The organism is Pseudomonas sp. QE6, from assembly GCF_041379005.1.
Classification (GTDB): Bacteria; Pseudomonadota; Gammaproteobacteria; order Pseudomonadales; family Pseudomonadaceae; genus Pseudomonas.
Map to the genome: position 1 here is coordinate 4,221,823 of NZ_CP166873.1, position 25,253 is coordinate 4,247,075.

21 protein-coding genes are annotated in these 25,253 nt (G+C 67.8%); 4 read left to right on the forward strand and 17 right to left on the reverse strand.

Annotation, left to right across the window (positions count from 1 at the left end; all coding sequences use genetic code 11):
- Positions 1-59: 59 nt before the first annotated feature.
- The 5 genes from ACAW63_RS19410 to ACAW63_RS19430 all read right to left on the reverse strand — a co-directional run bounded on the left by ACAW63_RS19410 (position 60) and on the right by ACAW63_RS19430 (position 5,149).
- Positions 60-497 carry an acyl-CoA thioesterase gene (locus ACAW63_RS19410; protein WP_371227852.1) on the reverse strand — a complete coding sequence of 146 codons (438 nt, stop codon included), beginning with the start codon at positions 495-497 and terminating at the stop codon, positions 60-62.
- Positions 494-1,645 (reverse strand): iron-containing alcohol dehydrogenase, encoded by a 1,152-nt coding sequence (locus ACAW63_RS19415; protein WP_331319385.1) that lies wholly within the window; start codon positions 1,643-1,645, stop codon positions 494-496. Before ACAW63_RS19415 ends, ACAW63_RS19410 begins: the two co-directional genes overlap by 4 nt.
- 101 nt (positions 1,646-1,746) lie before the next feature.
- Positions 1,747-2,673, reverse strand: coding sequence for an electron transfer flavoprotein subunit alpha/FixB family protein (locus ACAW63_RS19420; protein ID WP_371227854.1), 927 nt, complete (start codon positions 2,671-2,673; stop codon positions 1,747-1,749).
- On the reverse strand, positions 2,673-3,422 hold the full coding sequence (locus tag ACAW63_RS19425) for an electron transfer flavoprotein subunit beta/FixA family protein (RefSeq protein WP_371227856.1): 750 nt from the start codon (positions 3,420-3,422) through the stop codon (positions 2,673-2,675). The genes ACAW63_RS19420 and ACAW63_RS19425 overlap by 1 nt, the downstream gene beginning before the upstream one ends.
- A gap of 155 nt (positions 3,423-3,577) precedes the next feature.
- On the reverse strand, positions 3,578-5,149 hold the full coding sequence (locus ACAW63_RS19430) for an arylsulfatase (RefSeq protein ID WP_371227858.1): 1,572 nt from the start codon (positions 5,147-5,149) through the stop codon (positions 3,578-3,580).
- Between the two features lie 298 nt (positions 5,150-5,447).
- Between ACAW63_RS19430 and ACAW63_RS19435 the strand changes: the two genes are divergently transcribed.
- The 4 genes from ACAW63_RS19435 to ACAW63_RS19450 are packed head-to-tail and all read left to right on the forward strand — an operon-like array spanning position 5,448 to position 11,381.
- The gene (locus ACAW63_RS19435) at positions 5,448-7,235 is read left to right on the forward strand and encodes an acyl-CoA dehydrogenase (RefSeq protein ID WP_371227860.1); all 1,788 of its coding nucleotides are present in this window, start codon (positions 5,448-5,450) and stop codon (positions 7,233-7,235) included.
- Between the two features lie 29 nt (positions 7,236-7,264).
- Positions 7,265-9,376 carry a 3-hydroxyacyl-CoA dehydrogenase NAD-binding domain-containing protein gene (locus tag ACAW63_RS19440; protein ID WP_371227862.1) on the forward strand — a complete coding sequence of 704 codons (2,112 nt, stop codon included), beginning with the start codon at positions 7,265-7,267 and terminating at the stop codon, positions 9,374-9,376.
- A 50-nt stretch (positions 9,377-9,426) separates the two neighbouring features.
- Entirely contained in the window at positions 9,427-10,614 is a 1,188-nt protein-coding gene (locus tag ACAW63_RS19445; RefSeq protein WP_371227864.1) for an acetyl-CoA C-acyltransferase, read from the forward strand.
- A complete protein-coding gene (locus ACAW63_RS19450) occupies positions 10,611-11,381 on the forward strand; it encodes an SDR family NAD(P)-dependent oxidoreductase (RefSeq protein WP_371227866.1) in 771 nt (256 codons plus the stop codon). Before ACAW63_RS19445 ends, ACAW63_RS19450 begins: the two co-directional genes overlap by 4 nt.
- Positions 11,382-11,486: 105 nt before the next feature.
- Here ACAW63_RS19450 and ACAW63_RS19455 read toward each other — a convergent pair whose 3' ends face one another.
- From ACAW63_RS19455 to ACAW63_RS19510, 12 genes are all read right to left on the reverse strand, one after another.
- The gene (locus ACAW63_RS19455; RefSeq protein ID WP_371227868.1) at positions 11,487-12,842 is read right to left on the reverse strand and encodes a DUF1329 domain-containing protein; all 1,356 of its coding nucleotides are present in this window, start codon (positions 12,840-12,842) and stop codon (positions 11,487-11,489) included.
- Between the two features lie 298 nt (positions 12,843-13,140).
- Positions 13,141-13,308, reverse strand: a complete 168-nt coding sequence (locus ACAW63_RS19460; RefSeq protein ID WP_371227870.1) for a hypothetical protein — start codon at positions 13,306-13,308, stop codon at positions 13,141-13,143.
- A gap of 10 nt (positions 13,309-13,318) precedes the next feature.
- A complete protein-coding gene (locus ACAW63_RS19465; RefSeq protein WP_371227872.1) occupies positions 13,319-14,500 on the reverse strand; it encodes a lipid-transfer protein in 1,182 nt (393 codons plus the stop codon).
- Positions 14,501-14,638: 138 nt separating this feature from the next.
- Complete coding sequence (locus ACAW63_RS19470) at positions 14,639-15,793, reverse strand: acyl-CoA dehydrogenase family protein (protein WP_275611741.1); 1,155 nt, start codon at positions 15,791-15,793, stop codon at positions 14,639-14,641.
- A gap of 161 nt (positions 15,794-15,954) precedes the next feature.
- Entirely contained in the window at positions 15,955-17,622 is a 1,668-nt protein-coding gene (locus tag ACAW63_RS19475) for an AMP-binding protein (RefSeq protein ID WP_371227874.1), read from the reverse strand.
- Between the two features lie 88 nt (positions 17,623-17,710).
- Entirely contained in the window at positions 17,711-18,829 is a 1,119-nt protein-coding gene (locus ACAW63_RS19480; protein ID WP_371227876.1) for a CaiB/BaiF CoA transferase family protein, read from the reverse strand.
- Positions 18,830-18,866: 37 nt separating this feature from the next.
- On the reverse strand, positions 18,867-19,325 hold the full coding sequence (locus ACAW63_RS19485) for a MaoC family dehydratase (protein ID WP_371227878.1): 459 nt from the start codon (positions 19,323-19,325) through the stop codon (positions 18,867-18,869).
- Positions 19,326-19,352: 27 nt separating this feature from the next.
- A complete protein-coding gene (locus tag ACAW63_RS19490; RefSeq protein WP_371227880.1) occupies positions 19,353-20,513 on the reverse strand; it encodes an acyl-CoA dehydrogenase family protein in 1,161 nt (386 codons plus the stop codon).
- 13 nt (positions 20,514-20,526) lie between these two features.
- Positions 20,527-21,723, reverse strand: coding sequence for an acyl-CoA dehydrogenase family protein (locus ACAW63_RS19495; RefSeq protein ID WP_371227882.1), 1,197 nt, complete (start codon positions 21,721-21,723; stop codon positions 20,527-20,529).
- 12 nt (positions 21,724-21,735) lie between these two features.
- Positions 21,736-22,923, reverse strand: coding sequence for a lipid-transfer protein (locus ACAW63_RS19500; RefSeq protein ID WP_275611944.1), 1,188 nt, complete (start codon positions 22,921-22,923; stop codon positions 21,736-21,738).
- A 257-nt stretch (positions 22,924-23,180) separates the two neighbouring features.
- Positions 23,181-23,978 (reverse strand): enoyl-CoA hydratase/isomerase family protein, encoded by a 798-nt coding sequence (locus tag ACAW63_RS19505; RefSeq protein WP_371227884.1) that lies wholly within the window; start codon positions 23,976-23,978, stop codon positions 23,181-23,183.
- A 29-nt stretch (positions 23,979-24,007) separates the two neighbouring features.
- Positions 24,008-25,153 carry an acyl-CoA dehydrogenase family protein gene (locus tag ACAW63_RS19510; protein ID WP_371227886.1) on the reverse strand — a complete coding sequence of 382 codons (1,146 nt, stop codon included), beginning with the start codon at positions 25,151-25,153 and terminating at the stop codon, positions 24,008-24,010.
- Between the last annotated feature and the right edge of the window lie 100 nt (positions 25,154-25,253).

Sequence of the window (25,253 nt, forward strand, 5' to 3'; positions counted from 1 at the left end):
GAGCTGCCGCGCGAGCGGCCGGGAACCCGGCGCCGACCTGTCGAGCCGGTGAGGGCCGATCAGTTGGCCAGTTCGACCAACTCGCCGCGAATCGCCTCGGGGATGCTGGCTGATCGCTGGCTGTCCCGCTCGACATAGACGTAGACCACTTCCCCGCGCGCGCAGGCTTCGTCCTCGTCATTGCGGAACACACCCAGTTCGTACCGTGCGCTGCTGTTACCCAGGTGGGCGATGCGCAGGCCCACGGTGACCCGGTCGGGAAAAGTGATCGAGGCGAAGTAGGTGCAGTTGGATGCGACTATCAGACCGATGACCGGGCTGCTGGCGATGTCCAGCGTGCCGCACTCGACCAGGAACTGGCTGATGGCCGAGTCGAAGAACGAGTAATAGACGACGTTCTGCACATGGCCATAGGAGTCATGGTCGCCCCAGCGCGTGGTGATCTCGTAGCAACGCACGAAGTCACCACGGTGCGGACGCGGCTTGCGCTCGCTCATAGCACCTCCCGGTAGATCGCCCGCACGTCGTCCAGGCTGACCACGCGCGGATTGTTGCCCAGCAGGCGTGTCTGGTTCATGGCATCCCGCGCCAGGGCTTCGAGGTCCTGTTCGGTAATCCCGACTTCACGCAGACGGGTCGGCAGGTTCAGCCGCGCCGGCAGCTCGGCGAAATGCTCGGCGAGCGCGCGGGCCTTGCCATGGGCGTCGCCCTGCACGCCGGGAAGGACGATGTCCGCGAGTTCGGCATAGAGCGGCGCCACGGCGTCCAGGTTGAAGCGCAGCACCGGAGCCAGCACCAGCGAGTTGGACAGCCCATGGGGCACATGGAAGCGAGCCCCCAGGGGGTAGGCCAGCGCGTGCACGGCGGCGACCGGTGAGTTGGCGAAGGCCATGCCCGCCAGGCAAGCCCCCAGCAGCATGTTCTCCCGCGCCTCGACATCGGCGCCGTTGCTGCACGCGCGTTCGAGGTTGCCCGCCAGCAGGCGCAAGGCTTCGCGTGCCAGGCAATCGGAAATCGGGTTCTTGCGCTCGCGGCTGGTATAGGCCTCGATGGCATGCACCATCGCGTCGATGCCGGTCGCGGCGGTGACGTGAGTGGGCAGCCCAAGGGTCAGGCTGGCGTCGAGCACCGCCAGGTCCGGCAGCAGGATCGGCGAGATGACGACGTTCTTTTCTCCCGACGCGGTGGTGACGACGGAAACGGCGGTGACCTCCGAACCGGTACCGGCGGTGGTCGGCACCAGGATCAGCGGCAGGCGCGGGCCACGGGTCTGTTCGATGCCGTACACACTGGCCAGGGACTCGCCGCTGCGCGCCAGCAGCGCCGCCAGCTTGGCCGCATCGAGGGAACTGCCGCCGCCGAAGCCGATCACGCAGTCCGCGGAGCAAGCCAAGGCGGCCTGCACGGCGGCCTGGATGACGTGTTCCGGCGGGTCGGCCTGAACGTCACTGAACACGCGCAGCGGGATATCGGCCTTGGCGAATCCGTCGATCAGCGGCTGCATCAGCCCGGCGGCGAGCACGCCCGGGTCGGTGACCAGCAGCACCGAGCGGCAGTTCATGGCGCGCACGCGCTCGGCCAGGCGCCCGGCGGCGCCACGCTCGATGCAGATCGAAGGGGTGGTGTTGAAAGTGAGGGTCCGCATGGTGCCTCCGTTTTCCTGGATGACAATCGCAGAGCGATCCGCCCTTCCCCCTGGGCTGAAGCGGACCGCTCGGTTGGCGTACTTAGGGATGGGGCTGGGCCTCAGACGGCCTGTTCCAGCTCCGGGACTGCTTCGAACAGGTCGGCGACCAGACCGTAGTCGGCGACCTGGAAGATTGGCGCCTCGTCGTCCTTGTTGATCGCAACGATCACCTTGGAGTCCTTCATGCCCGCCAGGTGCTGGATGGCACCGGAGATGCCCACGGCGATGTACAGCTGCGGCGCGACGATCTTGCCGGTCTGGCCGACCTGCATGTCATTGGGCACGAAGCCGGCATCAACGGCAGCACGAGAAGCACCGACAGCGGCGCCGAGCTTGTCAGCGAGGCTGTAGAGGAATTTGAAGTTGTCGCCATTGCCCATGCCGCGGCCACCGGAAACCACGATCTTGGCGGCGGTCAGCTCCGGACGGTCGGACTTGGCGAGCGCCTCGCTGACGAAGGCCGACGTGCGCGAGTCGAACACGCTGTTGAGCGTCTCCACGCTGGCCGATCCCCCCTCGGCGCTCACCGCGTCGAAGCCCGTGGTACGCACGCTGATCACCTTGACCGGCGCCGAGGACTGCACGGTAGCGATGGCGTTGCCGGCGTAGATCGGACGCTTGTAGGTGTCGGCGCTGACCACTTCGATGATCTCGGAGATCTGGTCGACATCCAGCAGCGCGGCGACGCGCGGCAGGAAGTTCTTGCCGTTGCCGGTGGCAGCAGCCAGGACATGGCTGACATCCCCCAGGGAGGCCACCAGCGGCGCGATGTTTTCCGGCAGCTGGTGGGCATAGGCGACATTGTCGGCGACCAGCACGCCGGAAACCCCGGCGATCCTGGCGGCGGCCCCGGCGACGCCTGCGACGTCGTGGCCCGCGACCAGTACGTGGATGTCGCCACCGATCTTCTGTGCGGCGGCAACGGTGTTCAGGGTGGCAGCGCCCAGCGCGCCGTTGGAATGTTCAGCAACAACCAGGATGGCCATCAGATCACCTTCGCTTCGTTCTTCAGTTTCTCGACCAGTTCGGCAACGGACTTGACCTTGATGCCAGCGTTACGGGCAGCCGGAGCTTCGACTTTCACGGTCTTCACGGTGGAAGCGGTGGAAACGCCCAGAGCGTCCGGGCTCACCACTGCCAGCGGCTTCTTCTTCGCCTTCATGATGTTGGGCAGCGAGGCGTAGCGCGGTTCGTTCAGGCGCAGGTCGGTGGTGACGATCGCCGGCAGATTCAGCGCGACGGTCTGCAGACCGCCATCGATTTCGCGGGTGACGTTGATCTTGTCGCCGCAGACCTCCACCCTGGAGGCGAAGGTCCCCTGGGCGAAGCCACAGAGCGCGGCGAGCATCTGGCCGGTCTGGTTGTTGTCGCTGTCGATGGCCTGCTTGCCGAGGATGACCAGCTGCGGCTGCTCCTGGTCCACCAGCGCCTTGAGCGCCTTGGCGATGGCCAGCGAGCCGAGTTCCGCCTCGGTTTCCACCAGGGTGGCGCGGTCGGCGCCCAGCGCCAGCGCGGTACGCAGTTGCTCCTGGGCAGCGTTCGGGCCGACCGAGACCACCACGACTTCACTGGCGACGCCCTGTTCCTTCAGGCGCACGGCTTCTTCCACGGCGATTTCACAGAAGGGGTTGAGGGCCATCTTCACATTGGCGAGATCGACGCCGCTCTGGTCCGCCTTGACGCGGACCTTGACGTTGAAATCGACCACGCGCTTGACCGCTACGAGGACTTTCATCGGGGGCACTCCTGAAAAAAGAACCGGGCCTTGCGGCCCGGTCACGTAAAGGGGGACAGCCCCGAGGTGGGCCAGCCCCAGCCAGCGTGGCCACTATAGGGGCGGGCCTCGCCGTGGCTCCCCTCCCCCTAAGGGAGGCTGGGGGGATGGCCGGCTCAGTTGCCGGCGGCCGAGGAGGACAGCTTCTGCAACTGCGTCAGCGCCCGCTTCACTTCCAGGCTCTGGTAGTTGATGCCCGCGGCGTTCATGCTCACGCCCGGCTGGAACGGGTATGGCGCAATGGTCGCCATGAACTTCTGCAGCTCGGCCTTGATCGGTACGAACAGCCACATCTGGTCGCCCATCCAGCGGGTGAACATCTTCGACTCCTCCTCGGCGGACTCGAACGGATCGGCCTTGAGGTTGGTCAGGGCCGGCCAGTTGGAGACGTTGCGGCTGCCGGAGGCGATGCTGCCGTTGTTCTTCGCGAAGCTGACCTTCCAGTCCTTCCAGCGCACGGCGTTGAGCTCGCCGTTCTGCGAGAAGTAGAAGTACTCCTCGCGCGGGCTGTCCTGCGTCTCGCCCTTGAAGAACGGCAGGAAGTTGTAACCGTCCAGATGCACGCGGAACTGCTTGCCATTGAGCGCGCCGCCCTTGGCCATTTCCGCCACCAGGTCAGGGTCGCCGGCCGCCGCGGCCAGGGTCGGCATCCAGTCGTTGTGCGCGATCATGATGTTGAAGTGGCTGCCCGGCTTGATCACGCCCGGCCACTTCACCAGCAAGGGCACACGGTGCCCGCCTTCGAAGGTGCTGCCCTTTTCGCCATGGAACGGCGCGGTGCCGCCGTCCGGCCAGCTGACCTTCTCGGCGCCGTTGTCGGTGGTGTAGATGACGATGGTGTTGTCGGCGATGCCCAGATCATCCAGCTTCTTCAGCAACTGCCCGACCAGCGCGTCATGCTCGACCATGCCGTCGGGATACAGGCCGATGCCGGTCTTGCCCTCGGACTCCTTCTTCAGGTGCGTCCAGACGTGCATGCGGGTGCTGTTGAACCAGACGAAGAACGGCTTGTCGGCCTTTTGCGACTTGTCGATGAAGTTCTCCGCGGCCTGCAGGAACTCGTCGTCGATGCTCTCCATGCGCTTGCGGGTCAGCGGGCCGGTATCCTCGATCCTGCCGTCGGCGTAGGAGTGGATCACCCCGCGCGGCCCGTACTTCTTCCGGAACTCCGGGTCCTTCGGGTAGTAGTAGGTCTCGGGCTCTTCCTCGGCGTTCATGTGGTAGAGGTTGCCGAAGAACTCGTCGAAGCCGTGGTTGGTCGGCAGGTGCTTGTCGCGGTCGCCCAGGTGGTTCTTGCCGAACTGCCCGGTGGCGTAGCCCTGCTGCTTCATCACGTCGCCGATGGTCGGCGCCCAGTCGGGGATGCCGTGCTCGTCGCCGGGCATGCCGATGGTCAGCAGGCCGGTGCGGAACGGGTGCTCGCCGAGGGCGAAGGCGGCGCGGCCGGCGGTGCAGGACTGCTCGCCATAGGCATGGGTGAACAGCGCACCCTCCCTGGCGATGCGGTCTATGTTGGGCGTCTCGTAGCCCATCATCCCCTGGTTGTAGGCGCTCAGGTTGAAGTAGCCGATGTCGTCACCGAAGATCACCAGGATGTTCGGTTTGTCGGCGGCCTGGGCGAAGGACGCCGCGCCCGCCAGGGTTGCCGCCAGGGCGAGCCCGGCCAGGCGTTTTCCGATTGTCTTCATGCTCGTTCTCTGCAAGTGCGTAGGCCGGCCCCCTGTGGCCATGGAGCCGTCGGGACCGCTCGCCGTCGATGCTAGCGACGCAGTTGCCCCACCGGGTCCCCACTAATGGAGGGGGGCGCCGGCACCGCCCTGCCCCGCACGCTGACATGCCCGGCCTGCCGCCCCCGCGAACGCCCGGCCATCCCGCCGCCCTCTCATAAAGGGGGGAACGCCACCTGCCGCTCTCCTGTTTCACTGGACGCCAACCCGGCCGCGGGTCCCGTGGCCGCCATCACGCGCGCCTGCCGACGAGGCCCCCATGACCGATCAACTGCTCAACGAACGCGAGTTGGACTTCCTGCTCTACGAGCTGCTCGACACCACAGCACTGCTCCAACGCCCGCGCTACGCCGAACACGATCGGGCGGTCTTCGATGCGACCCTGCAGACGGCGCGAGGCATCGCTGCCGAATACTTCGCACCGCACAACCAGAAAGGCGACCAGCAGGAACCGACCTTCGACGGCGAGAAGGTCCGGCTGATCCCGGAAACCCGGCGCGCCTGGAACGCCTTCGCCGAGGCCGGTTTCCTCGCCGCCCACCACGACTGCGCCGACGGCGGCCTGCAACTGCCCGAAGTGATCCTGCGGGCCAGCATGGCCTACTTCAATGCCGCCAACATCGCCACCGTCGCCTACTCCTTCCTGACCATCGGCGCGGCCAACCTGGTCAAGAGCTTCGCCGACGACAGCCTGCGCCAGCGCTTCCTGCCGGCCATGCTCGACGGCCGCTTCAGCGGCACCATGGCGCTGACCGAGCCGGGCCAGGGCTCGGCGCTGGGCGACCTGCGCACCAGTGCGCGGCCCGCCGCCGATGGCAGCTACCGGTTGTTCGGGCAGAAGATGTTCATCTCCGGCGGCGACCATGACCTGACCGAGAACATCGTGCACATGGTCCTCGCCCGCATCGAGAGCGCGCCGGCCGGCACCCGTGGCATCTCGCTGTTCCTGGTGCCCAAGTTCCTCGCCGACCGTACGCGCAACGACGTGGCCCTGGCCGGCCTGCTGCACAAGATGGGCTATCGCAACACCACCTCGACCGTGCTCAACTTCGGCGAACGGGACGGCGCCGTCGGCTACCTGGTGGGCGAGCCGAACAAGGGCCTGGCGTACATGTTCCAGATGATGAACGAGGCGCGTATCGGGGTTGCCCTGGGCGCCTCGGTGCTGGCCTACCAGAGTTTCATCCACGCCCTCGACTACGCCCGCGAGCGCCCCCAGGGCCGCCTGCCGGGCGCCAAGGACCCGCTGGTCCCGCAGGTGCGCATCGTCGAGCATGTCGACGTGCGCCGCATGCTGCTGCAACAGAAGGTCTACGCCGAGGGCAGCCTCGCACTGTGCCTGTACGCCAGCAGCCTGTTCGAGGATGCCCACACCGCCGAAAGCGCCGACGAGCGCCAGGCTGCCGCAGACCTGCTCGACCTGCTGATCCCGATGGTCAAGTCCTACCCCTCGCGCTACGGGGTGATCGCCTCGGATATCGGCATCCAGGTGCTGGGCGGCTCCGGCTACATCCGCGAGTACCCGCTGGAACAGTACTACCGCGACAACCGCCTGAACCCGATCCACGAAGGCACCGAAGGCATCCACGGCCTGGACCTGCTGGGCCGCAAGCTGGACCAGCGCGACGGCGCCGGCTACCGGCAGTTCCTCGCCCTGGTGCGCACGAGCATCGACGCAGCACGGGACGACGCAACCTGCGCCCCGCTGGCTCATGCCCTGGGCGCCGCCCTGAAGCTGCTCGAACAGGCGACCGCCGCGTTACGCGAACAGGTCGCCGCCGACGCCAACCTCGGCCTGGCCAACGCCACCGCCTACCTGGACCTGTTCGGCCGCGTGCTGGTCGGCTGGCTGTGGCTGCGCATGGCTCTGATCGCCAGTCGCGCCCTGCAGACCGGAGCCACTGGCGGCGAGGCCGATTTCTACCGCGGCAAGCTGCAGGCGGCGCGCTACTTCATGGACTGGGAACTGGCGCCCATCGAGGCCCAGGCCCGCCTGCTCATCAACGGCAACCGCCTGAGCCACGACATGCAGGACCGCTGGTTCTGACGCCCGCTCCACCCCGACGAGGAAACATCATGAATCCCCTTGTGCATTACCGACTGGACGGCCAACTGGCCCTGATCGGTCTGAGCCGCCCGCCGGTCAACGCCCTCGGCCAGCCGCTGCGCGCGACCCTGCTGAAAGCCTGCGAGCGGGCCGCCGCCGACCCCGCGGTGCGAGCCATCGTGCTGCATGGCGCCAATGGCCTGTTCAGCGCCGGCGCGGACATCAGCGAATTCGGCAGCCCCGCCTCCCACGCCGCCCCTGACCTGCCCGGCCTGCTGCTGCGCCTGACGCGCATCGACAAGCCGTTGATCGCCGCCGTCGGCAAGCTCGCGCTCGGCGGCGGCCTGGAACTGGCGCTGGCCTGCGGCTACCGCATCGGCGAGCCCGGCGCGCGCATCGGCCTACCGGAGATCAACCTCGGGCTGCTGCCGGGAGCCGGCGGCACCCAGCGCCTGCCGCGGCTGATCGGCGCCGAGTCGGCGTTGAACATGATCCTCTCCGGCGAGCAGCTGGACGCCTCGCGCGCGCACCTGCTGGGGCTGTTCGACTGCCTGGCCGACGGTCCCGAGCAACTGCTGGAGCAGGCCTGCGGCTATGCCCGTGACCTGCTGGCAAGGGGTGCCCCGGCGCAGCCCGCCGCGCCCTACCCCAACCCGGGCGCAGAGCTGCCGGAGGACTTCTTCGCCTTCTACCGCGCCGAGCACGAGGCGCGCTGGAAAAGCCGCCTCGCCCCGCGCCTGGTGCTGGCCGCCCTGGAAGCCGCCTGCGTGCTGCCGCTGGATGAAGGCCTGGTCCGCGAGCAGGACCTGTTCCGCCAGGCCGAGGCCTCCCGCCAGTCGCAGGCGCTGCGCCACGTGTTCTTCGCCGAGCGCGAAGCCGGCCGCGTGCCCGGCATCGACCCGGCCATCGAGCTGCGGTCGATCCGCCAGGTCGCGGTGATCGGCGCCGGCACCATGGGCGGCGGCATCGCCATGAACTTCGCCAACGCCGGCATCCCGGTGACCGTGCTGGAGCAGCAGGCCGACGCCCTGCAGCGTGGCCTGGGCAACGTGCGGCGCAACTACGAGATCAGCGTCCAGCGCGGCAAGCTGAGCCAGGAACAACTGGAGCAGCGCATGGCCCTGCTGCGGGGCACGCTCGACTATGCCGACATCGCCGACGCCGATCTGGTGATCGAGGCGGTGTTCGAGAAGCTGGAGGTCAAGCAGCAGGTGTTCCGCACCCTCGACGAGGTGTGCAAACCGGGCGCCATCCTGGCCACCAACACCTCCAGCCTCGACGTCGACGCCATCGCCGCGGTGACCCGGCGCCCGCAGGACGTCATCGGCCTGCACTTCTTCAGTCCGGCCAACGTCATGCGCCTGCTGGAAGTGGTGCGTGCCCGCGAGACCGCGCCGCAGGTGCTCGCCACCACCCTCAAGCTGGCCCGGCGGATCGGCAAGCTGCCGGTGGTCTCCGGGGTGTGCTTCGGCTTCATCGGCAACCGCATGCTCGAACCCTATGCCCGCGAAGCCATGCGCCTGGTGCTCGAAGGCGCCACGCCAGCCCAGGTGGACGCGGTGCTGACTGGCATCGACCTGAACATGGGCGTGCTGAGCATGCTCGACCTCGCCGGCATCGACGTGAACTACCTGGTGCGCCAGGCCAACCACGCCGCCTTCGCCGACGATCCCAGCTACTGCCGCCTGGGCGACGAACTCTACGCCCAGGGTCGCTACGGGCAGAAGACCGGCTCCGGTTTCTTCCGCTACGAAGGCCGCCAGCGCCTGGACGACCCGGCGGTGACGACGCTGGCCGAGCGCCTGGCTGGCGAGCTACGGATCCCCAGGCGCCCGATCGACGCCGGCGAAATCCATGACCGCTGCCTGTTCATGCTGATCAACGAAGGCATCCAGTTGCTCGACGAGGGCATCGCCCTGCGCGCCAGCGACATCGACCTGGTGTGGATCAACGGCTACGGCTTCCCCGCGCACCTCGGCGGGCCGCTGCACTACGCCGAGCAACTGGGCCTGGACAAGGTGCTCGCCGGCATCCTGGCCTGCCAGGCGAGCCTCGGCGAGCACGGCCAGCGCTGGTTCCAGCCGGCGCCGCTGCTGCAGCGCCTGGTGGCCGCCGGCCGCACCCGCATCGAAACCTTCTGACCTTCCCGCCGCCACCTCCGGGTGGCGGCACCTGCCCCAAGGAAAATCCCATGAAAGAAGCCGTCATCCTCTCCACCGCCCGCACGCCCATCGCCAAGGCGTTTCGTGGCGCCTTCAACATCACCACCTCGCCCAGCATGGCCGCCTTCGCCATTCGTGCCGCCGTCGAACGCGCCGGCATCGAGGCCGCCGAGGTCGAGGACCTGGTGATGGGCACCGCCATGCCTGCCGGCACCGCCGGCTGGAACCTCGGGCGCATGAGCGCGCTGGCCTCCGGCCTGCCGCAGTCGGTCAGCGGCCAGACCCTCGACCGCCAGTGCGCCTCCGGGCTGATGGCAGTGGCCACCGCCGCCAAGCAGATCATGGTCGGCGGCATGCAGGTGGCCATCGGCGCCGGCCAGGAGCACATCAGCCTGGTGCAGAACCGCCACATGGAATGGGTCGGCGAATACCACGACGCACAGGTGCTTAGCCTGGCGCCCAGCGCCTACATGCCCATGCTCCGCACTGCGGAACTGGTGGCGGCGCGCTACGGCATCAGCCGCGACGCCCAGGACGCCTATGCCCTGCAATCCCAGCAGCGCACCGCCGCGGCACAGGCCGCCGGCCTGTTCGCCGACGAGATCGTCCCGGTGAGCGTCACCCGCCAGGTACTGGACAAGGCCACCGGGGCTACCCGCCACGAGCAGGTCAGTCTGTCGCTCGACGAGGGCAATCGCCCGCAGACGGTGCTCGGCGACCTGCAGGGCCTGAAGCCGGTGATCGAGGGCGGCTGCATCACCGCCGGCAACGCCAGCCAGCTGTCCGACGGCGCCAGCGCCTGCGTGCTGATGGACGGCCGCCTGGCCGAACAACGCAACCTCGAACCGCTGGGCGCCTACCGGGGCATCGCCGTGGCGGGCCTGGCGCCAGAGGAAATGGGCATCGGCCCGGTGCTGGCCGTACCCAGGCTGCTCCGGCAGCACGGTTTGACGGTGGACGATATCGGCCTGTGGGAGCTCAACGAGGCGTTCGCCTGCCAGGTCCTCTACTGCCGCGACAAGCTGGGCATCGACAACGACCGGCTCAACGTCAACGGCGGCGCCATCGCCATCGGCCACCCCTACGGCATGAGCGGTGCGCGCATGGTCGGCCATGCCCTGCTCGAAGGCCGGCGCCGCGGTGTGAAATACGTGGTGGTGACCATGTGCGTCGGCGGCGGCATGGGCGCGGCCGGCCTGTTCGAGGTGTTCCCATGAGCGAGCGCTTCTCCCTCGCCGGCCGAACCGTACTGGTCACCGGTGCGTCCAGCGGCATCGGCGCGCATCTGGCCAAAGTCGCCGCACAGTCCGGCGCGCGGGTGGTGCTCGCCGCTCGGCGGGTAGAGCGCCTGGCGCACCTGGCCGAGGACATTGCCGCCCAGGGCGGCAGCGCCCTCGCCGTGCCCCTGGACGTCACCTGTCGCGACAGCGTGGAAGCGGCCTTCAACGCCGCCGAGGAGGCCTTCGGCGTGGTCGACGTGGTGCTCAACAATGCCGGCATCGGCAACGGCCAGCGCGTACTGGAGGTCAGCGAGGAGGACTGGCGCGCCATGCTCGCCACCAACCTCGACGGCGTCTGGCGCGTTGCCCAGTGCGCGGCCCAGCGCCTGGTCCGTGCCGGCGCGCCCGGGAGCATCGTCAACATCGCCTCGATCCTCGGCCTGCGCGTGGGTACCGGCTACAGCCACTACTGCGCGGCCAAGGCCGGGGTGGTCCAGTTGACCCGCTCGCTGGCCCTGGAACTGGCGCGCTACGAGATTCGCGTCAATGCCATCGCCCCGGGCTACTTCAAGACCGAGATGAACGACGCTTACTTCGACAGCGCCAAGGGCCAGGCCTATATCAACGACGCCGTGCCGCTGCGCCGCCTCGGCCAATTGGCCGAGCTGGAAGGTCCCTTCCTGCTGCTGGCGAGCCAGGCCGGCGCCTTCATGACCGGCAGCGTGCTGGCGGTGGACGGTGGCCACCTGGTCGGCAGCCTCTGAGCCCGTCGGGCGGCGTCCTGCCGCCCGGTCCTCCATTCTCTCTGCGCTGAAACGAGAACCGGGGCCCAAGGGCCCCGGTTGTCTTTTGCTCAACCGCGAACGGTCTTAACGGATACCGGCGCCGGCGAGGCTGTCGGGGGTCCACTGGTTGTCCGAGGTCATGGTCTCGGAGACCTTCAGGCCACCCACGCTCGGCCATTGGTTGATGTAGTAGCTACCGGCGATCAGGTCGTAGTGGCCGACGGTGGTGGTGTTGATTGCATGGACGTCGTACAGCGCCGTCAGGTAGGCGAAGCCGGGGCGCCACAATTGGCCGCGACCGTCGTACTGGTCATCGGCGAGCACTGCCCAGCTGTCCTCGTCGAGGTAGAAGGTACGCTTGGCGTAGATGTGGCGCGCGCCGGGCTTGAGAGTCGCCTCCACCACCCAGACGCGGTGCAGCTCCCAGCGCACGTAGTCGGGGTTGATGAATTTGGCGCCGAATACCTTGTCCGCGTCGGTGGCATAGGTGAAACGGTAGGTATTGTACGGAACGTACATCTCCTTCTTGCCCACCAGCTTCCAGTCGTAGCGGTCCATGCGGCCGTTGAACAGGTTCACGTCGTCCACGGTGGACATGCCCGAGGTGCTCGGGTTGGGCGTGTCGTAGGCCAGGTCCGGGGCCAGGCGCACGCGGCGCTGGCCGGGCAGGTACTGGAAGGCGCGGCGGCCCTTCAGGCCTTCGATGCTCTCGAAGGTCATGATCGCCTCGCCGACACGGCGCGCCGGGCCGGTGTAGTTGGCGCGGGCGCGGTTGTAGATGCTCGGGTCGGGATTGCGGGCAACGTCGTAGAAGGGGCTTTCCAGGGTCCACACACCCTGAGTCGAGAGCACGCGCTTGCCGGCGGCGTCGATGTTGAAGGCCAGGTATTTGGGAATGACGTAGGAAATCCCCTGGTAGCGCGCGATGTGGTTGATCATCGCCTCCACGCCGCTCTTCGGAATCGGGAAGGGAATCCCACCGGCGGCGTTCAGCGGCGTGTAGCCATCGCTGGCCAGGGAAGCGCGGGTGGCGTTCTTCACGCTGTTGTCCAGGACGAACTGCGGATAGGCCACGGTGCGGTGCGTCGGGTACACGTCGATGCGGTAGCCCGGCAGCTTCTTGATCAGCGCCTTGGCGCCCTCGGTGAGCTTGTCGGCGTGGCTGTCGACGTTCTTGGCGTCGATCGACAGTACCGGCTTCTCGTTGGCGAAGGGATCGGGGCGCACGCCGGAAGCCTTGTCGAAGCTGGCCGGCGGCGTGGTCAGGCCACCGCTGTAGGCCGGGATGCTGCCGTCCTGGTTGCCGGCCTTCTCGGCGCCTATTGGCGTCAGGGTAGTGCCCAGTGCCTTGGCCTCCTCCGCCGATACCGCCGCATGGAGCACGCCTGCATGAGCGACCAGCAGGGCGGCCGCGAGCAGGGTTCTTGTCGGTTTTTGCATGTCTCCACCTATTCGTCTTGGGGGGTTGAGCGTCGCCCTGGGGCGCGCGCTGCCTACGGGATCGGCGCCGGCGGCTGCCGACCGGGCGAAGGAGCGTGACGCCCGGTCGACTCGCGCAAGCCGGAATGGCCGGCTCCTGGATGATGTTTTATCCAAGCCCCCTGCCCCCTCGCCCCCCCCGATAGGCATGGGGGTGGGAGGGGCCCGCCGGGCGTCCGCCCAACCCTCACGCAAAAACGCCGCAACCCTTGCGGGCTGCGGCGTCAAGCACGGGTCGAACGGGGCTTGCAGGCGTTGTCTAGAGCCGGAACGGCGCCTTGGTGACGCTGACATCCGGGCTCTTCATGCGCACCGGAAGGAAGCTGATACCGGCCTGCTTCTTCACGTCGACGTCGGTGCGCGCCAGCGGGGAGTCGCGGAGCTCCAGGCGGAACGCCTCGAGCCCGGCACCCGGCTGAAAATCCATCTCGGCCCCGTCAGTCGTTGCGGTACAGGGTGACCACACAAGCGCCACCGATGCCGATATTGTGCTGCAAGGCCACGCGCGCGCCTTCCACCTGGCGCTGTTCGGCCTGGCCGCGCAGCTGCTGGACCAGCTCGGTGCATTGCGCAAGGCCGGTGGCGCCGATCGGGTGGCCCTTGGACAGCAGGCCGCCGGACGGGTTGACCACGTAGCGGCCACCGTAGGTGTTGTCGCCGTCGTCGACGAACTTCTGCGCGCCGCCTTCCGGGCACAGGCCCAGGGCCTCGTAGGTCAGCAATTCGTTATGGGCGAAGCAGTCATGCAGCTCCACCAGGTTGACGTCCTCGGCGCCGAGGCCGGCCTGCTCGTAGACCTGCTGCGCCGCCGCCCGCGACATGGAGTAGCCGGCAATGTTGCGCAGGTCGTCGCCGAAGGTCTCCGGGCCGTCGGTGGTCAGCGCCTGGCCGGCGATCCACACGCTGCCGTCAAGGCCGTGGCGCTTGGCGTAGGCCTCGCTGCACAGCACCACCGCTGCCGCGCCGCAGGTCGGCGGGCAGGCCATCAGGCGGGTCATCACGCCGGGCCAGAGGACCTGATCAGCCAGCACTTCCTCGGCGGTCACCACCTTGCGGAACACTGACTTGGGGTTGTTCGCCGCGTGGCGGCTGGCCTTGGCGCGGATCTTGGCGAAGGTATCCAGCGGCGTGCCGAAGCGCTTCATGTGCTCAAGTCCGGCGCTGCCAAAGATGCGCAGCGCGGCGGGCAGCCCCGCGGCCTCGGGTACGCGCTCGGTCTGGCGCAGGAACAGGTCGGCCGGCGACGGACGATCGTGGAAGGTGTCGCCCAGCGCGCCGGGGTTCATCTGCTCGAAACCCACCGCCAGCACCACCTCGGCCATGCCGCTAGCGATCGCCTGGTTGGCCAGGTACAGCGCGGTAGAGCCGCTGGCGCAGTTGTTGTTGACGTTGATCACCGGGATGCCGGTCATGCCGACGTTGTAGAGCGCCCGCTGGCCCGAGGTGGAGTCGCCGTAGATGTAGCTGGCGTAGGCCTGCTGGATCGACTCGTAGCCGACGCCGGCATCGGCCAGCGCCAGGCGCACGGCCTGCTCGCCCATGGCGACGTAAGTCTCGTTCTGCCCCGGCTTCATGAACGGGATCATGCCGACGCCGGCGACTACGACTTTCTGACTCATCTGTGCTTGTCCTCAGTTCTGGTAGGTCCGTGGCCCGCTTGCCTTGCGGCCGGCGCGCCGTGCCGGGGTCGAGCATAGGCGCCCGGCAGCCGGCGCCTCCCCTCCCCAACAGGACGGATCGGCGCCGGCCTGGGGCGTTCAGACGAACGCCGAGATGCCGGTCAGGGCACGGGAGATCATCAGTTTCTGGATCTCGGTGGTGCCGTCCGGAATCGGGATGACGATGGCTTCGCGGGCCAAGCGCTCGACGTCGAACTCCTTGGTCAGGCCGTTGCCGCCGTGCAGTTGCACCGCGTCGCGGCACACCTTGACCGCCATCTCGGTGGCGAACCACTTGGACATCGACGACTGTACGTCGCAACGCACCCCTTCATCCATCATCGAGAACGCGCGGAAACACATCAGCCGAGCGGCATCGAGCAGGGTCGCCATCTCCGCGATCTTGGCCGCCACCAGCTGGTGCGCGGCGATCGGCTTGCCGAACTGGTGGCGCTCCTGGGAGTAACGGATCGACGCTTCCAGCGCCGCGCGCATCAGCCCCACCGAGAGCATGCCGACATTGGCGCGGGCCTTCTCGAACAGTTTCATGGTGTTCTTCAGGCCCGAGCCCTCCTCCCACACCACGTTGCGCGCCGGCACCCGCACCTGGTCGAAGAACACCTGCGCGGTGGACTGGCCGTTGAGGGCGATCTTGTCGATGTTGGCGCTCTGGTAGCCGTGCTCCTCGCGGTCCACCAGGATGTGCGACAGCTCGTTGGGGCCGGTACGCACGGTGGTGATCAGGAAGTCCGAGTAGTGGCCGTTGGAGATCCAGGTCTTCTCGCCGTTGACGATGAAGCTATCGCCATCGCGCTTGCCGGTGGCCTTGATGTCGATGACGTTGGAGCCCACGTCCGGCTCGCTGATGCAGAAGCCGCCGAAGGTGCGCCCGGCCATGATGTCGGCCAGGTAGCGCTCGCGCAGGTGGGCCTGCGACGGGGGCAGTTCGGCCAGGGTGACCGCCATGCCCTTGTTGATCATCACGCACAGGCCGACATCCACCGACACCGCGCACAGTTCCTCGAACAGCATGGCCTCGGTGACCAGCGACAGCCCGAGGCCGCCGTGTTCCTCCGCCACGCTGACCCCGGGCAGGCCGAACTCGGCGATGCCCTGGGTGATCTCGCGCATGCGCGCCTTGGGGATGTGCTGGTCGCGGAACTCCCGCACCACGGGGCGGACCTCCGCTTCCAGGTACTTGCGGAAACTCTCCACCGCCAGCTTCTGTTCCTGGCTCGGCAAATTGACTTTCATCGGTCCTGCTCCTTGTACTGTCGTGACCGCCGCCGCTCGACATGGCGGGCTTCTCGCGGAGCCCGGCGCTGCGCTAAAGGCAGCCACCGGGCATGGACTCGACAGTACCGGGCCCAGCCCCGGGCCCTCCCCCCCATCTACGGAGGGGACGGGAGGGGCGTTCAGGACGCTTCGAAGAGGATCGGCTCGCCCGCCGCCAGCCAGACCGCCGCGCGGTGCTGGTACTGGTCCTCGATGATGCTGCGCTTGATCTTCAGCGTCGGCGTGAGGAAGCCGTTGTCGACCGTCCAGACGTCCTTGACCACCACCAGGTAGTCCAGCTGCTCGTGGGGCTCGAGGCTGGCGTTGACCTGCTCCAGCAGTGCCAGCAGCTCGCCGCGCAGGGTCTCCCTCCCGGCCTCATCGGTCAGCCGCGTACGCCCGTCGGGTGACAGCAGCAGCAAGGCGAACGGCTGCGGCTGGCCCATGCCGGTGACGCAGGCGGCTTCCACCAGATCGTTGACCAGACGGTTCTCCACCGGCCCAGGCGCGACGTACTTGCCCTTGCTGGTCTTGAACAGTTCCTTGAGCCGCCCGGTGATCCGCAACCGGCCCTGCTCATCCAGCTCGCCACGGTCGCCGGTGTGGAAGAAGCCGTCCTCGGTCAGGGTCTGCGCGGTGAGTTCCGGGTCGCGGTAGTAGCCCATCATCTGGGTCCGGCTGCGCACCAGGATCTCGCCTTCCGCCGAAAGCCGGCACTCCACGCCGGGCAGGGCCTGGCCGACGTAGCCCAGGCGCACCTGGCCCGGCCGGCTGTAATGCGAGTAGCAGAAGTTCTCCGACATGCCGTAGACCTCCAGCAGCTCCAGGCCGAGGTTGCGGTACCAGTCGACGATCTCCGCCGGCAGCGGCGCCGAGCCGGTGAAGGCGATGCGCGTACGGTCCAGGCCGAGCATGCCGAGGATCTGCCGCTTCAGCGGCCCCGAGTCGGGGCCGGCCAGGGCCTCGCGCTGCTCATGGCCGAGCCTGGCGCAGACGCTCTGGTAGAACTTGGTCCACAGCCGGGGCATGGAAATGAACACCGACGGCCGCGCCCGGCAGAGGTCGCGGGCAAAGGTCTCCAGGCTTTCGTTGAACAGCACCCGCACACCGTGGCAGAGCGAGTTGGACTCCACCGACGAACGCTCGGCGGCGTGCGCCAGGGGCAGGTAGGACAGCATGCTGTCGTCGGGCGTCAGCTGGCAGAAGTCGCCGCCGCCCAGCTGCGCGTAGGTGTACATGCTGCCGAAGCTGTGCATCACGCCCTTGGGCATGCCGGTGGTGCCGGAGGTGTAGATGATGGTGGCGAGCTGCTCGGGACGCGGCAGGCTCAGCTCGCGCAAGGGCGCGTGGCTGGCGGCCAGTTCTTCCCAGCTCGGCGCCTGCAGCTCCGGCGCCAGCGGCAGGGCGACCTGCGGTACTCCCGCGACGGCGGCCTGGCGGCCCTCGTCCCAGACGTCCAGGCGGCCGATGAAGGCCAGCCGCACGTTGGCGTGATCCAGGACATAGGCCAGGGATTCGGCACTGAGGGTCGGATAGAGCGGCACCGAAACGTGGCCGGCCATCCAGATGGCCAGGTCGGCCATGATCCAGTGCGCGCTGTTCTTGCCGAGGATGGCCACGGCGCTGCCCGCCGGCAGGTCCAGGCCGCGCAGGTAGGCGGCCATGCGCCGGGCCTGGTCGCCGACTTCGCGCCAGCTGTAGTCGAATACGTCCTCACCCACCGGCTGGCTCAGGTAGACGGCGTCGGGCAGGGTCTCCTCCCAGTGGAGGAATCGATGGAGCAAGGTCGTCGTATTGTTGTTGTCCATGCATCGCTCCTAAAGCGTTTCAGCGCCGCCGGAAGTCACCGCCCGGCGGCGTGGGGCGCGGCGTTGCGCCGGCGCCTGGGTGGTCCGCTCAGCGCAGGTTCCAGTCGCACAAAATCTCCTCGCCGGCCGCGCCGCGCACCGGCACGGGCCCCGGTGCGGCCGCCGGGGTCGCCGAGAAGCGCGGCGCCGGGTTGGCCTGCAGCACGCCGTCGACCCGCGAATAGACGCCCCGCGCGGTCATGTGCGGATGCTGCGCGGCTTCGTCGATGTCCAGCACCGGCGCGAAGCAGGCGTCGCTGCCTTCGAGCAGCTCGCACCACTGGTCGCGGGTGCGGGTGGCGAACAACTCGGCGAAGCCCTGGTGCAGCGTCTCCCAGCGCGACGGATCGTAGGCGTTGGCGTAGTACGGATCGTCAGCCAGGCCCAGCTTCTCCAGCAACAGCTTGTGGAAGCGCGGCTCCACCGACCCCACGGAGATGAAGCGGCCGTCGGCGCAGCGATAGGTCCGGTACCAGTGCGGGCCGTCCAGCAGGCTGCGGCCGCGTTCGTTGTGCATCTGCCCGGCCGACTTCAGGCCGAGCATCAGGTTCAGCATGTGCGCGCTGCCATCGACGATGGCGGCGTCCACCACCTGGCCCTGGCCGGTGGAGCGGGCGTTCATGACCCCGGCGAGGATGCCCACCGCCAGGTACAGCGCGCCGCCGCCGATGTCGCCGACCAGGCTGGGCGGCGTCATCGGCGCCTCGCCCGGCTGCCCGGACCACCACAGCGCGCCGGACAGCGCGATGTAGTTGAGGTCATGGCCGGCCGCCTGGGCCAGCGGCCCTTCCTGGCCCCAGCCGGTCATGCGGCCGTAGACCAGCGCCGGGTTGCGTTGCAGGCAGACCTCCGGGCCCAGACCCAGGCGTTCCATCACGCCTGGGCGCATGCCTTCGAGCAGCGCGTCGCAGTTGGCCACCAGGTCCAGCACGGTGGCCACGCCCTCGGGGCTCTTCAGGTCCAGGGCGATGGAGCGCTTGCCGCGGTTGGTCACGGCGTGGCGCTCCAGGTCGAGGTCCTCGGGACCGGCCTGCAGGCGGTCCACCAGCACCACGTCGGCGCCCAGGTCGGCCAGCAGCATGCCGCAGAACGGCGCCGGACCCAGGCCGGCGATCTCCAGGATGCGCAGCCCGTGCAGCGGGCCGCGGGGTTGTTGTTCTTGACTCATGATCGGTTCTCGCACTCCGGTTCGCCGGCCACGGGGCTCAGGCGAACACCCGCAGGATGGCTTCGGCGACGCAGGCCGGCTTGGCCGCACCCTCGATCTCGACGGTCATTTCGTAGGTGATCTGCGCGCCGTTGCCCTCCAGCGGCTCCCACGCCTGCACCCGGAAGTGCCCGCGCACGCGGCTGTCCACCGGCACCGGCTGGACGAAGCGCACCTTGTTCAAGCCATAGTTGACGCCCATCTTCACGTCGCGGATCTCGAAGGCGTCGGTCATCAGCGGCGGCAGCAGGCTGAGGGTCAGGAAACCATGGGCGATCGGCTTGCCGAACGGCCCCTTGGCAGCGCGCTCGGGGTCGACGTGGATCCACTGCTGGTCGCCGGTAGCCTCGGCGAAGGTATTGATGCGCGCCTGGTCGATGGTCAGCCACTCGCTGCTGCCGATGACTTCGCCCACCAGGGCCTTGAGTTGCGCGATGCTTTCGTAGCTCTTTTTCATTGTTTTCACTCGCAAGGATTGGGGGCGTCAGCCGCGCAGTTCCGCCTGCAGGGCGGCGGCGCAGGCGGCTTCGTGGCGGTCGCTGCTGCCCAGTTGCAGGTCGGCGACGATCGCGCGCTTGTAGTAGTGGCCGACCAGGTATTCCTCGGTCATGCCGATGCCGCCGTGCAGCTGGATGCCCTGGCCGCAGACGAACTTGGCGGCGCGGCAGACCAGCATCTTCGCGGCCGACAGGGTCTTCTGCCGGGTCGCCTCGTCGTCGTTGGCCAGCGAGGCCAGCGCCCCGTGCAGCATCGAGCGGGCCAGTTCCAGTTCGGCGGCCATGTCGGCCATGCGGTGCTGCAGGGCCTGGAAGCTACCGATGGCCACGCCGAACTGCTGGCGGACCTTGAGGTATTCGGCGGTGACTTCGATGGTTTTTTCCATCGCCCCGATCAGCTCGGCGCAGAGCACCACGGTGCCCTGGGCCAGGCCCTCGCGCAGTGCTGGCAGGCCCTGGCCGGGCTGGCCCAGCAGCGCCTCGGCGCCGACCTGCACGCCATCGAAGGTCAGTTCTTCGACCCAGGTGTCGTCATGCAGGCGCAGCGCCTGGCGACCCAGGCCGGCACTGGCGCCGTCCACCAGCAGCAGGCTGATGCCCGGCACGCCGGGGCTGATGCCCGGCACGCCGGGGATGCTGGCCGAGACGATGAACGCCGAGGCATCGACCGCACCCAGCACCAGGGTCTTGCGCCCGCTCAGGCGGTAACCCTGGCCCTGGGGCTCGGCGACCAGGCCCACAGGCTCCGGCATGCCACGGGAAGCCGGCTCGGCGTAGGCCAGCGCGATGCGCAGGCTGCCCTCGGCCAGTTGCGGCAGCAAACGTGCCTTCTGTTCCTCGGCGGCGCTGGCCAGCAGCGTCTGTGCGGCCAGCACGGCGCAACCGAGGAAGGGTTCCAGTACCAGGCCGCGGCCCAGCTCCTGGGCGATGATCACGCTGTCCAGCACCGAGCCACCCAACCCGCCATGCTCCTCGGGCAGCGCGGCCATCAGCCAGCCATTGGCTGCGAAGATGCCCCAGTTGTCGGCGCTGCCGTTGCGCCCGGCCTTTACCAGCGCGGTGCGAGCCTCGAAGCTGTACTGCTTGTCGATATAGCGTCGAACGCTGTCCTGGAGGAGCTGCTGCTCAGAATTCAATACGAAGTCCATAACCCCATCCTGATCAAAGTTGGAACAGCATCTTGACGATGATGCCGCGCTGCACCTCACTGGTGCCGCCGTAAATAGTGGAAGCGCGACGGAAGAACATGTCGTTGGCAATGCCGCGCGCCAGTTGCTGCAGGGGGTACGGCCGCTCCGGCGCCTCGGCATGCGGATGCGCATAGGCGACGGCGCCATAGCTGCCAAGCGCCTCGACCTGCGCCTCCGTGAGGCGCTGCTGCAACTCCGTACCGCGCATCTTGAGCATCGACCCCAGAATCGGCGATGAGGGATCGTGTCGCTGCTCCAGCTGCGCAACCCGCTGCACCAGCATCCCGATCGCTTGCAGCTCCGCATCCAGCCGCGCCAGCTTCAAGGCGAACTCCGGGCGCTCGATCAGCGGCGTGCCGTCCACCGGCAGTTTGCTGGCGAACTCACGGAGTTCGCGCATATAGCGCCGGAGCGCGGGCAAGTCCGCCGCAAAGGCGTGTTCGTTATTGAGCAGGAACTTGGTAATGGCCCAACCCTGGCCCTCCGTACCCACCAGATTCGTGACGGGAACCCGGACGTTATCGAAGAAGGTTTCGTTCAGGTGATGGGCATCGTCGATGCTGCGAATCGGCCGCACGCTCACGCCCGGGGATTTCATGTCCACCAGCAGGAAGCTGATTCCCGCCTGTTTCTTCACCTCGGTGTCGGTGCGCACCAACAGGAAGATCCAGTCGGCTTCGTGGGCATAGCTGGTCCAGATCTTCTGGCCGTTGACGACGTAATGATCGCCGTCTCGCACTGCGCGGGTTTTCAGCGACGCGAGGTCCGATCCGGAACCCGGCTCGGAAAAGCCCTGGCACCACAAGCGCTCCCCCCGGAACACCGCGGGCAGATGCTCGTCACGCTGCTCCTGTGTCGCAAAGACATTCAACACCGGCCCGAGCAGGGTGTGCACGAATCCATCGAGCGTGGGCGTGCCATGGGCGACGCATTCTTCATCGAAGATCAGCTGCTGCTGCACCGTCCAGCCGTTGCCGCCGTGCTCCTTGGGCCAATAGGGAGCGCTCCAGCCCTGTTCGCTGAGCAGCTTCTGCCAGCGCAGCACTTGATCGCGAGGGGAGCGCGTGCAGCGCGGCAGCCCCGTCAGCTCCTTCGGAACGCGCGACGTGATGAACGCCCGGACCTCCTCGCGGAAGACCTGCAGATTGGCATCAGGTTGAAAATCCATCATCGCCTCCGGTCAGTCTTTGCGATACAGGGTGACCACACAGGCACCGCCGATACCGATGTTGTGCTGCAGCGCCACGCGCGCGCCTTCCACCTGGCGCTGTTCGGCCTGGCCACGCAGTTGCTGGACCAGTTCGGTGCACTGCGCAAGGCCGGTGGCGCCGATCGGGTGGCCCTTGGACAGCAGGCCCCCGGACGGGTTGACGACGTAACGGCCGCCGTAGGTGTTGTCGCCATCATCGACGAATTTCTGCGCGCCGCCTTCCGGGCACAGGCCCAGGGATTCATAGGTCAGCAGCTCGTTCTGGGCGAAGCAGTCGTGCAGCTCCACCAGGTTGACGTCCTCGGCACCGAGGCCGGCCTGCTCGTAGGCCTTCTGCGCCGCCGCGCGGGACATGGAGTAACCCGCCACGTCGCGCATGTCGCCGGAACGGAAGGTCTCGGCGCCGTCGGTGGTCAGCGCCTGGCCGGCGATCCACACGCTGCCGTCGAGGCCGTGCTTGCGCGCATAGGCTTCGCTGCACAGCACCGCTGCCGCCGCGCCGCAGGTCGGCGGGCAGGCCATCAGGCGGGTCATGACTTCCGGCCAGACCACCTGGTCAGCCATCACGTCCTCGACGCTGACCACCTTGCGGAACACCGCCTTGGGGTTGTTCGCCGCGTGGCGGCTGGCCTTGGCGCGGATCTTGGCGAAGGTTTCCAGCGGCGTGCCGAAGCGCTTCATGTGCTCGACGCCGGCGCTGCCGAAGATCCGCAGGGCCGCCGGAATCTGCGCAGCGCCCGGAATGGCCGCGTCGCACTGGTCGAGGAACAGCTCCAGCGGGCTTGGACGGTCGGCGAAGGAACTGGGAATGGCGCCCGGCACCATCTGCTCGAAGCCGAAGGCCAGGACGATGTCGACCATGCCGCTGGAGATCGCCTGGTTGGCCAGGTACAGCGCGGTGGAACCGCTGGCGCAGTTGTTGTTGACGTTGATCACCGGGATGCCGGTCATGCCGACGTTGTAGAGCACGCGCTGGCCCGAGGTGGAGTCGCCGAAGACGTAGCTGGCGTAGGCCTGCTGGATCGACTCGTAACCGACGCCGGCATCGGCCAGCGCCAGGCGCACGGCCTGCTCGCCCATGGCCACGTAGTTCTCGTTCTGGCCCGGCTTGACGAACGGGATCATGCCAACCCCGGCGACCACTACTTTCTGCCCCATCTGCTTCTCCTCGATCTCTGCGTTGGCGGCGCCCGCGGCGGGTTCCAGACCCGGCCTGCGCCAGTGAGCCTCCAGCATAGGGATACCCACCATGGGCGGCCCCTCCCCAATAGGATGGGGTGGCGGCCGCCCTACCTCCGCATCTGTCCCATCCTGACATGGCGCCGGCCGCATGGGCGCCCAGGCGACGTGGCGCAATAATGGCAAAAGCCGGGTTTCCCTGGGAAACCCGGCTTCTTGTACAGCAGGCGCCGGCGCTAGCCGGGCAGTACCGCCCCGGCGTAGGCCGGCCCCTGCTTGCCAAGGAAGCGCCGCACCGCCTCGGCATGGTAGAGACTGTTGCCGCACAGCGACTGGGCGGCGGCTTCCAGCTGGGCCATGGCCTCGCGATCGGTCTCGAAGGCGCGGTTGAGCAGGGTCTTGGTCAAGCCCAGGGCCCTGGGCGGTGCCTCGTCGAACTGCCGGGCATAGGCCAGGGCCGACTCCAGCAGGCTGTCCTCGGGCAGGATCGCCTGGGCGATGCCCAGCTCCAGCGCTTCCTGCGCCGCCACCGGACGTGCCGAGAAGAGGATTTCCTTGGCCTTGGCCAGACCCACCAGGCGCGGCAGGCTATACAGCAGCGACAGGTCGGGCACCAGGCCGATGCCGACGAAGGACGGCAGCAGCCGGGCGCGCGGCGTCATGAAGACGAAGTCGGCGGCCAGGGCCAGGGAGAACCCCGCCCCCACCGCGGCACCATCCACCGCGGCGATCACCGGCATCTCCAGTGTCGCCAGGGCGGTGTGCCAGCGCTGGTGGCTCAGCACCAGGTCACGGCCGAAGAACGCCGGGTCCTCATGGGCACCGTCATCGGCGAGATCGGCCCCCGAACAGAAGGAGTCGCCGGCGCCGGTGAGCACCAGTGAGCGTAGCGAGTTGTCCGCCCGCACCGCCTCGACGCCCTCCAGCAACGCATGGGCCAGGCTGGCGTCCAGCGCATTGCGGCGCTGCGGGCGGTTCAGGGTGAGCAGCGCGGTCCTGCCGATCTTCTCAAGGCGTAGCGAAGCGTCGGTCATGCGATTCTCCCAATGCGTACGTGTCGGGCTCAGCCCAGGTTGCGCGCGATGATCAGCTTCTGGATGTGGCTGGTGCCCTCGTAGATCTTGGTCACGCGGGCATCGCGGTAATAGCGCTCGACCGGGAAGTCGTTGAGGTAGCCATAGCCGCCGTGGATCTGCAGCGCGTCGGAGCAGACCTTCTCGGCCATCTCGCTGGCGAACAGCTTGATTGCCGAGGCTTCCTTCGAGCAGCGGATGCCAGCCTGGCACAGGCGCGCCGCATGCAGCATGTATACGTGGGACACTTCCACCTGGGTCGCCATGTCGGCCAGATCGAAGGCCACGCCCTGCAGATTGATGATGGGTGCGCCGTAGGCTTCGCGTTCCTTCGCGTATTTCACCGCGGCTTCCAGAGCGGCACGGGCAACGCCGGTCGCCAGCGCGGCAATCGCCACACGACCTTCGTCCAGGTTGGCAATGATGTGTTTGTAGCCGGTCCCTTCCGCGCCCAGCAGGTTGCTCGCCGGCACACGGCAGTTCTCCATCTGGATCGCCGCCAGGTTGGCCGTGCGCTGCCCCATCTTTTCCTCGTTGCGCGTGACGGAGAAACCCGGGGTGCTGGGATCGACCATGATCAGGCTGACGCCCTTCTTGCCGGCGTCCTTGTTGGTGACGCTCACCACGATGGCCACGCCCGCTTCGCCGCCGTTGGAAATGAACTGCTTGCTGCCATTGAGCACAAAGTGATCGCCGTCGCGGCGGGCCGAGGTACGGAAGGCTGCGGTATCCGAACCGGCGTGCGGTTCGCTCAACAGGAAGCAGCCGATCCTTTCCCCGCGGATCATGGCAGGCAGCCATTGTTGCTTCTGCTCTTCCGTACCTTCGTGGAAGATCGCCAAGGCGACGGAGTTGTGCACGTGCAGGACGGTGGCAAAGCCCGCGTCGACGGCGGCGAATTCCTCGATGACGAGGCAGTACTCCACGAAGTCCATGCCGACACCGCCGTACTCTTCCGGGATGTGCAGGCCGAGATAGCCGAGTGCGGCGATGGCATTGAGTTCGTTACGCGGCCAGGCGCCGGTGCGGTCGCGCTCGGCGGCAGTCGGCGCGACCACTTCCTGGGCCACCTTGCGGGCGGCGTCGCGGATCATGACTTCCTGTTCACTCAGGAACACTGCGGATGTATCGCTCATTTTCTTCCTCACGAAGGGGGGCGGATTGCCGATGTGGTGCTGTGCGACGAGCCGGGCAGGCACGTGCGCCATGTGGCCAGAGTGCCCGCCGGCCACATGG

What these genes read in the sequence shown, in the direction of transcription:
- ACAW63_RS19410 (WP_371227852.1), bottom strand. Translation starts at nt 497, where the DNA reads ATGAGCGAGCGCAAGCCGCGTCCGCACCGTGGTGACTTCGTGCGTTGC.
- ACAW63_RS19415 (WP_331319385.1), bottom strand. Translation starts at nt 1,645, where the DNA reads ATGCGGACCCTCACTTTCAACACCACCCCTTCGATCTGCATCGAGCGT.
- ACAW63_RS19420 (WP_371227854.1), bottom strand. Translation starts at nt 2,673, where the DNA reads ATGGCCATCCTGGTTGTTGCTGAACATTCCAACGGCGCGCTGGGCGCT.
- ACAW63_RS19425 (WP_371227856.1), bottom strand. Translation starts at nt 3,422, where the DNA reads ATGAAAGTCCTCGTAGCGGTCAAGCGCGTGGTCGATTTCAACGTCAAG.
- ACAW63_RS19430 (WP_371227858.1), bottom strand. Translation starts at nt 5,149, where the DNA reads ATGAAGACAATCGGAAAACGCCTGGCCGGGCTCGCCCTGGCGGCAACC.
- ACAW63_RS19435 (WP_371227860.1), top strand. Translation starts at nt 5,448, where the DNA reads ATGACCGATCAACTGCTCAACGAACGCGAGTTGGACTTCCTGCTCTAC.
- ACAW63_RS19440 (WP_371227862.1), top strand. Translation starts at nt 7,265, where the DNA reads ATGAATCCCCTTGTGCATTACCGACTGGACGGCCAACTGGCCCTGATC.
- ACAW63_RS19445 (WP_371227864.1), top strand. Translation starts at nt 9,427, where the DNA reads ATGAAAGAAGCCGTCATCCTCTCCACCGCCCGCACGCCCATCGCCAAG.
- ACAW63_RS19450 (WP_371227866.1), top strand. Translation starts at nt 10,611, where the DNA reads ATGAGCGAGCGCTTCTCCCTCGCCGGCCGAACCGTACTGGTCACCGGT.
- ACAW63_RS19455 (WP_371227868.1), bottom strand. Translation starts at nt 12,842, where the DNA reads ATGCAAAAACCGACAAGAACCCTGCTCGCGGCCGCCCTGCTGGTCGCT.
- ACAW63_RS19460 (WP_371227870.1), bottom strand. Translation starts at nt 13,308, where the DNA reads ATGGATTTTCAGCCGGGTGCCGGGCTCGAGGCGTTCCGCCTGGAGCTC.
- ACAW63_RS19465 (WP_371227872.1), bottom strand. Translation starts at nt 14,500, where the DNA reads ATGAGTCAGAAAGTCGTAGTCGCCGGCGTCGGCATGATCCCGTTCATG.
- ACAW63_RS19470 (WP_275611741.1), bottom strand. Translation starts at nt 15,793, where the DNA reads ATGAAAGTCAATTTGCCGAGCCAGGAACAGAAGCTGGCGGTGGAGAGT.
- ACAW63_RS19475 (WP_371227874.1), bottom strand. Translation starts at nt 17,622, where the DNA reads ATGGACAACAACAATACGACGACCTTGCTCCATCGATTCCTCCACTGG.
- ACAW63_RS19480 (WP_371227876.1), bottom strand. Translation starts at nt 18,829, where the DNA reads ATGAGTCAAGAACAACAACCCCGCGGCCCGCTGCACGGGCTGCGCATC.
- ACAW63_RS19485 (WP_371227878.1), bottom strand. Translation starts at nt 19,325, where the DNA reads ATGAAAAAGAGCTACGAAAGCATCGCGCAACTCAAGGCCCTGGTGGGC.
- ACAW63_RS19490 (WP_371227880.1), bottom strand. Translation starts at nt 20,513, where the DNA reads ATGGACTTCGTATTGAATTCTGAGCAGCAGCTCCTCCAGGACAGCGTT.
- ACAW63_RS19495 (WP_371227882.1), bottom strand. Translation starts at nt 21,723, where the DNA reads ATGGATTTTCAACCTGATGCCAATCTGCAGGTCTTCCGCGAGGAGGTC.
- ACAW63_RS19500 (WP_275611944.1), bottom strand. Translation starts at nt 22,923, where the DNA reads ATGGGGCAGAAAGTAGTGGTCGCCGGGGTTGGCATGATCCCGTTCGTC.
- ACAW63_RS19505 (WP_371227884.1), bottom strand. Translation starts at nt 23,978, where the DNA reads ATGACCGACGCTTCGCTACGCCTTGAGAAGATCGGCAGGACCGCGCTG.
- ACAW63_RS19510 (WP_371227886.1), bottom strand. Translation starts at nt 25,153, where the DNA reads ATGAGCGATACATCCGCAGTGTTCCTGAGTGAACAGGAAGTCATGATC.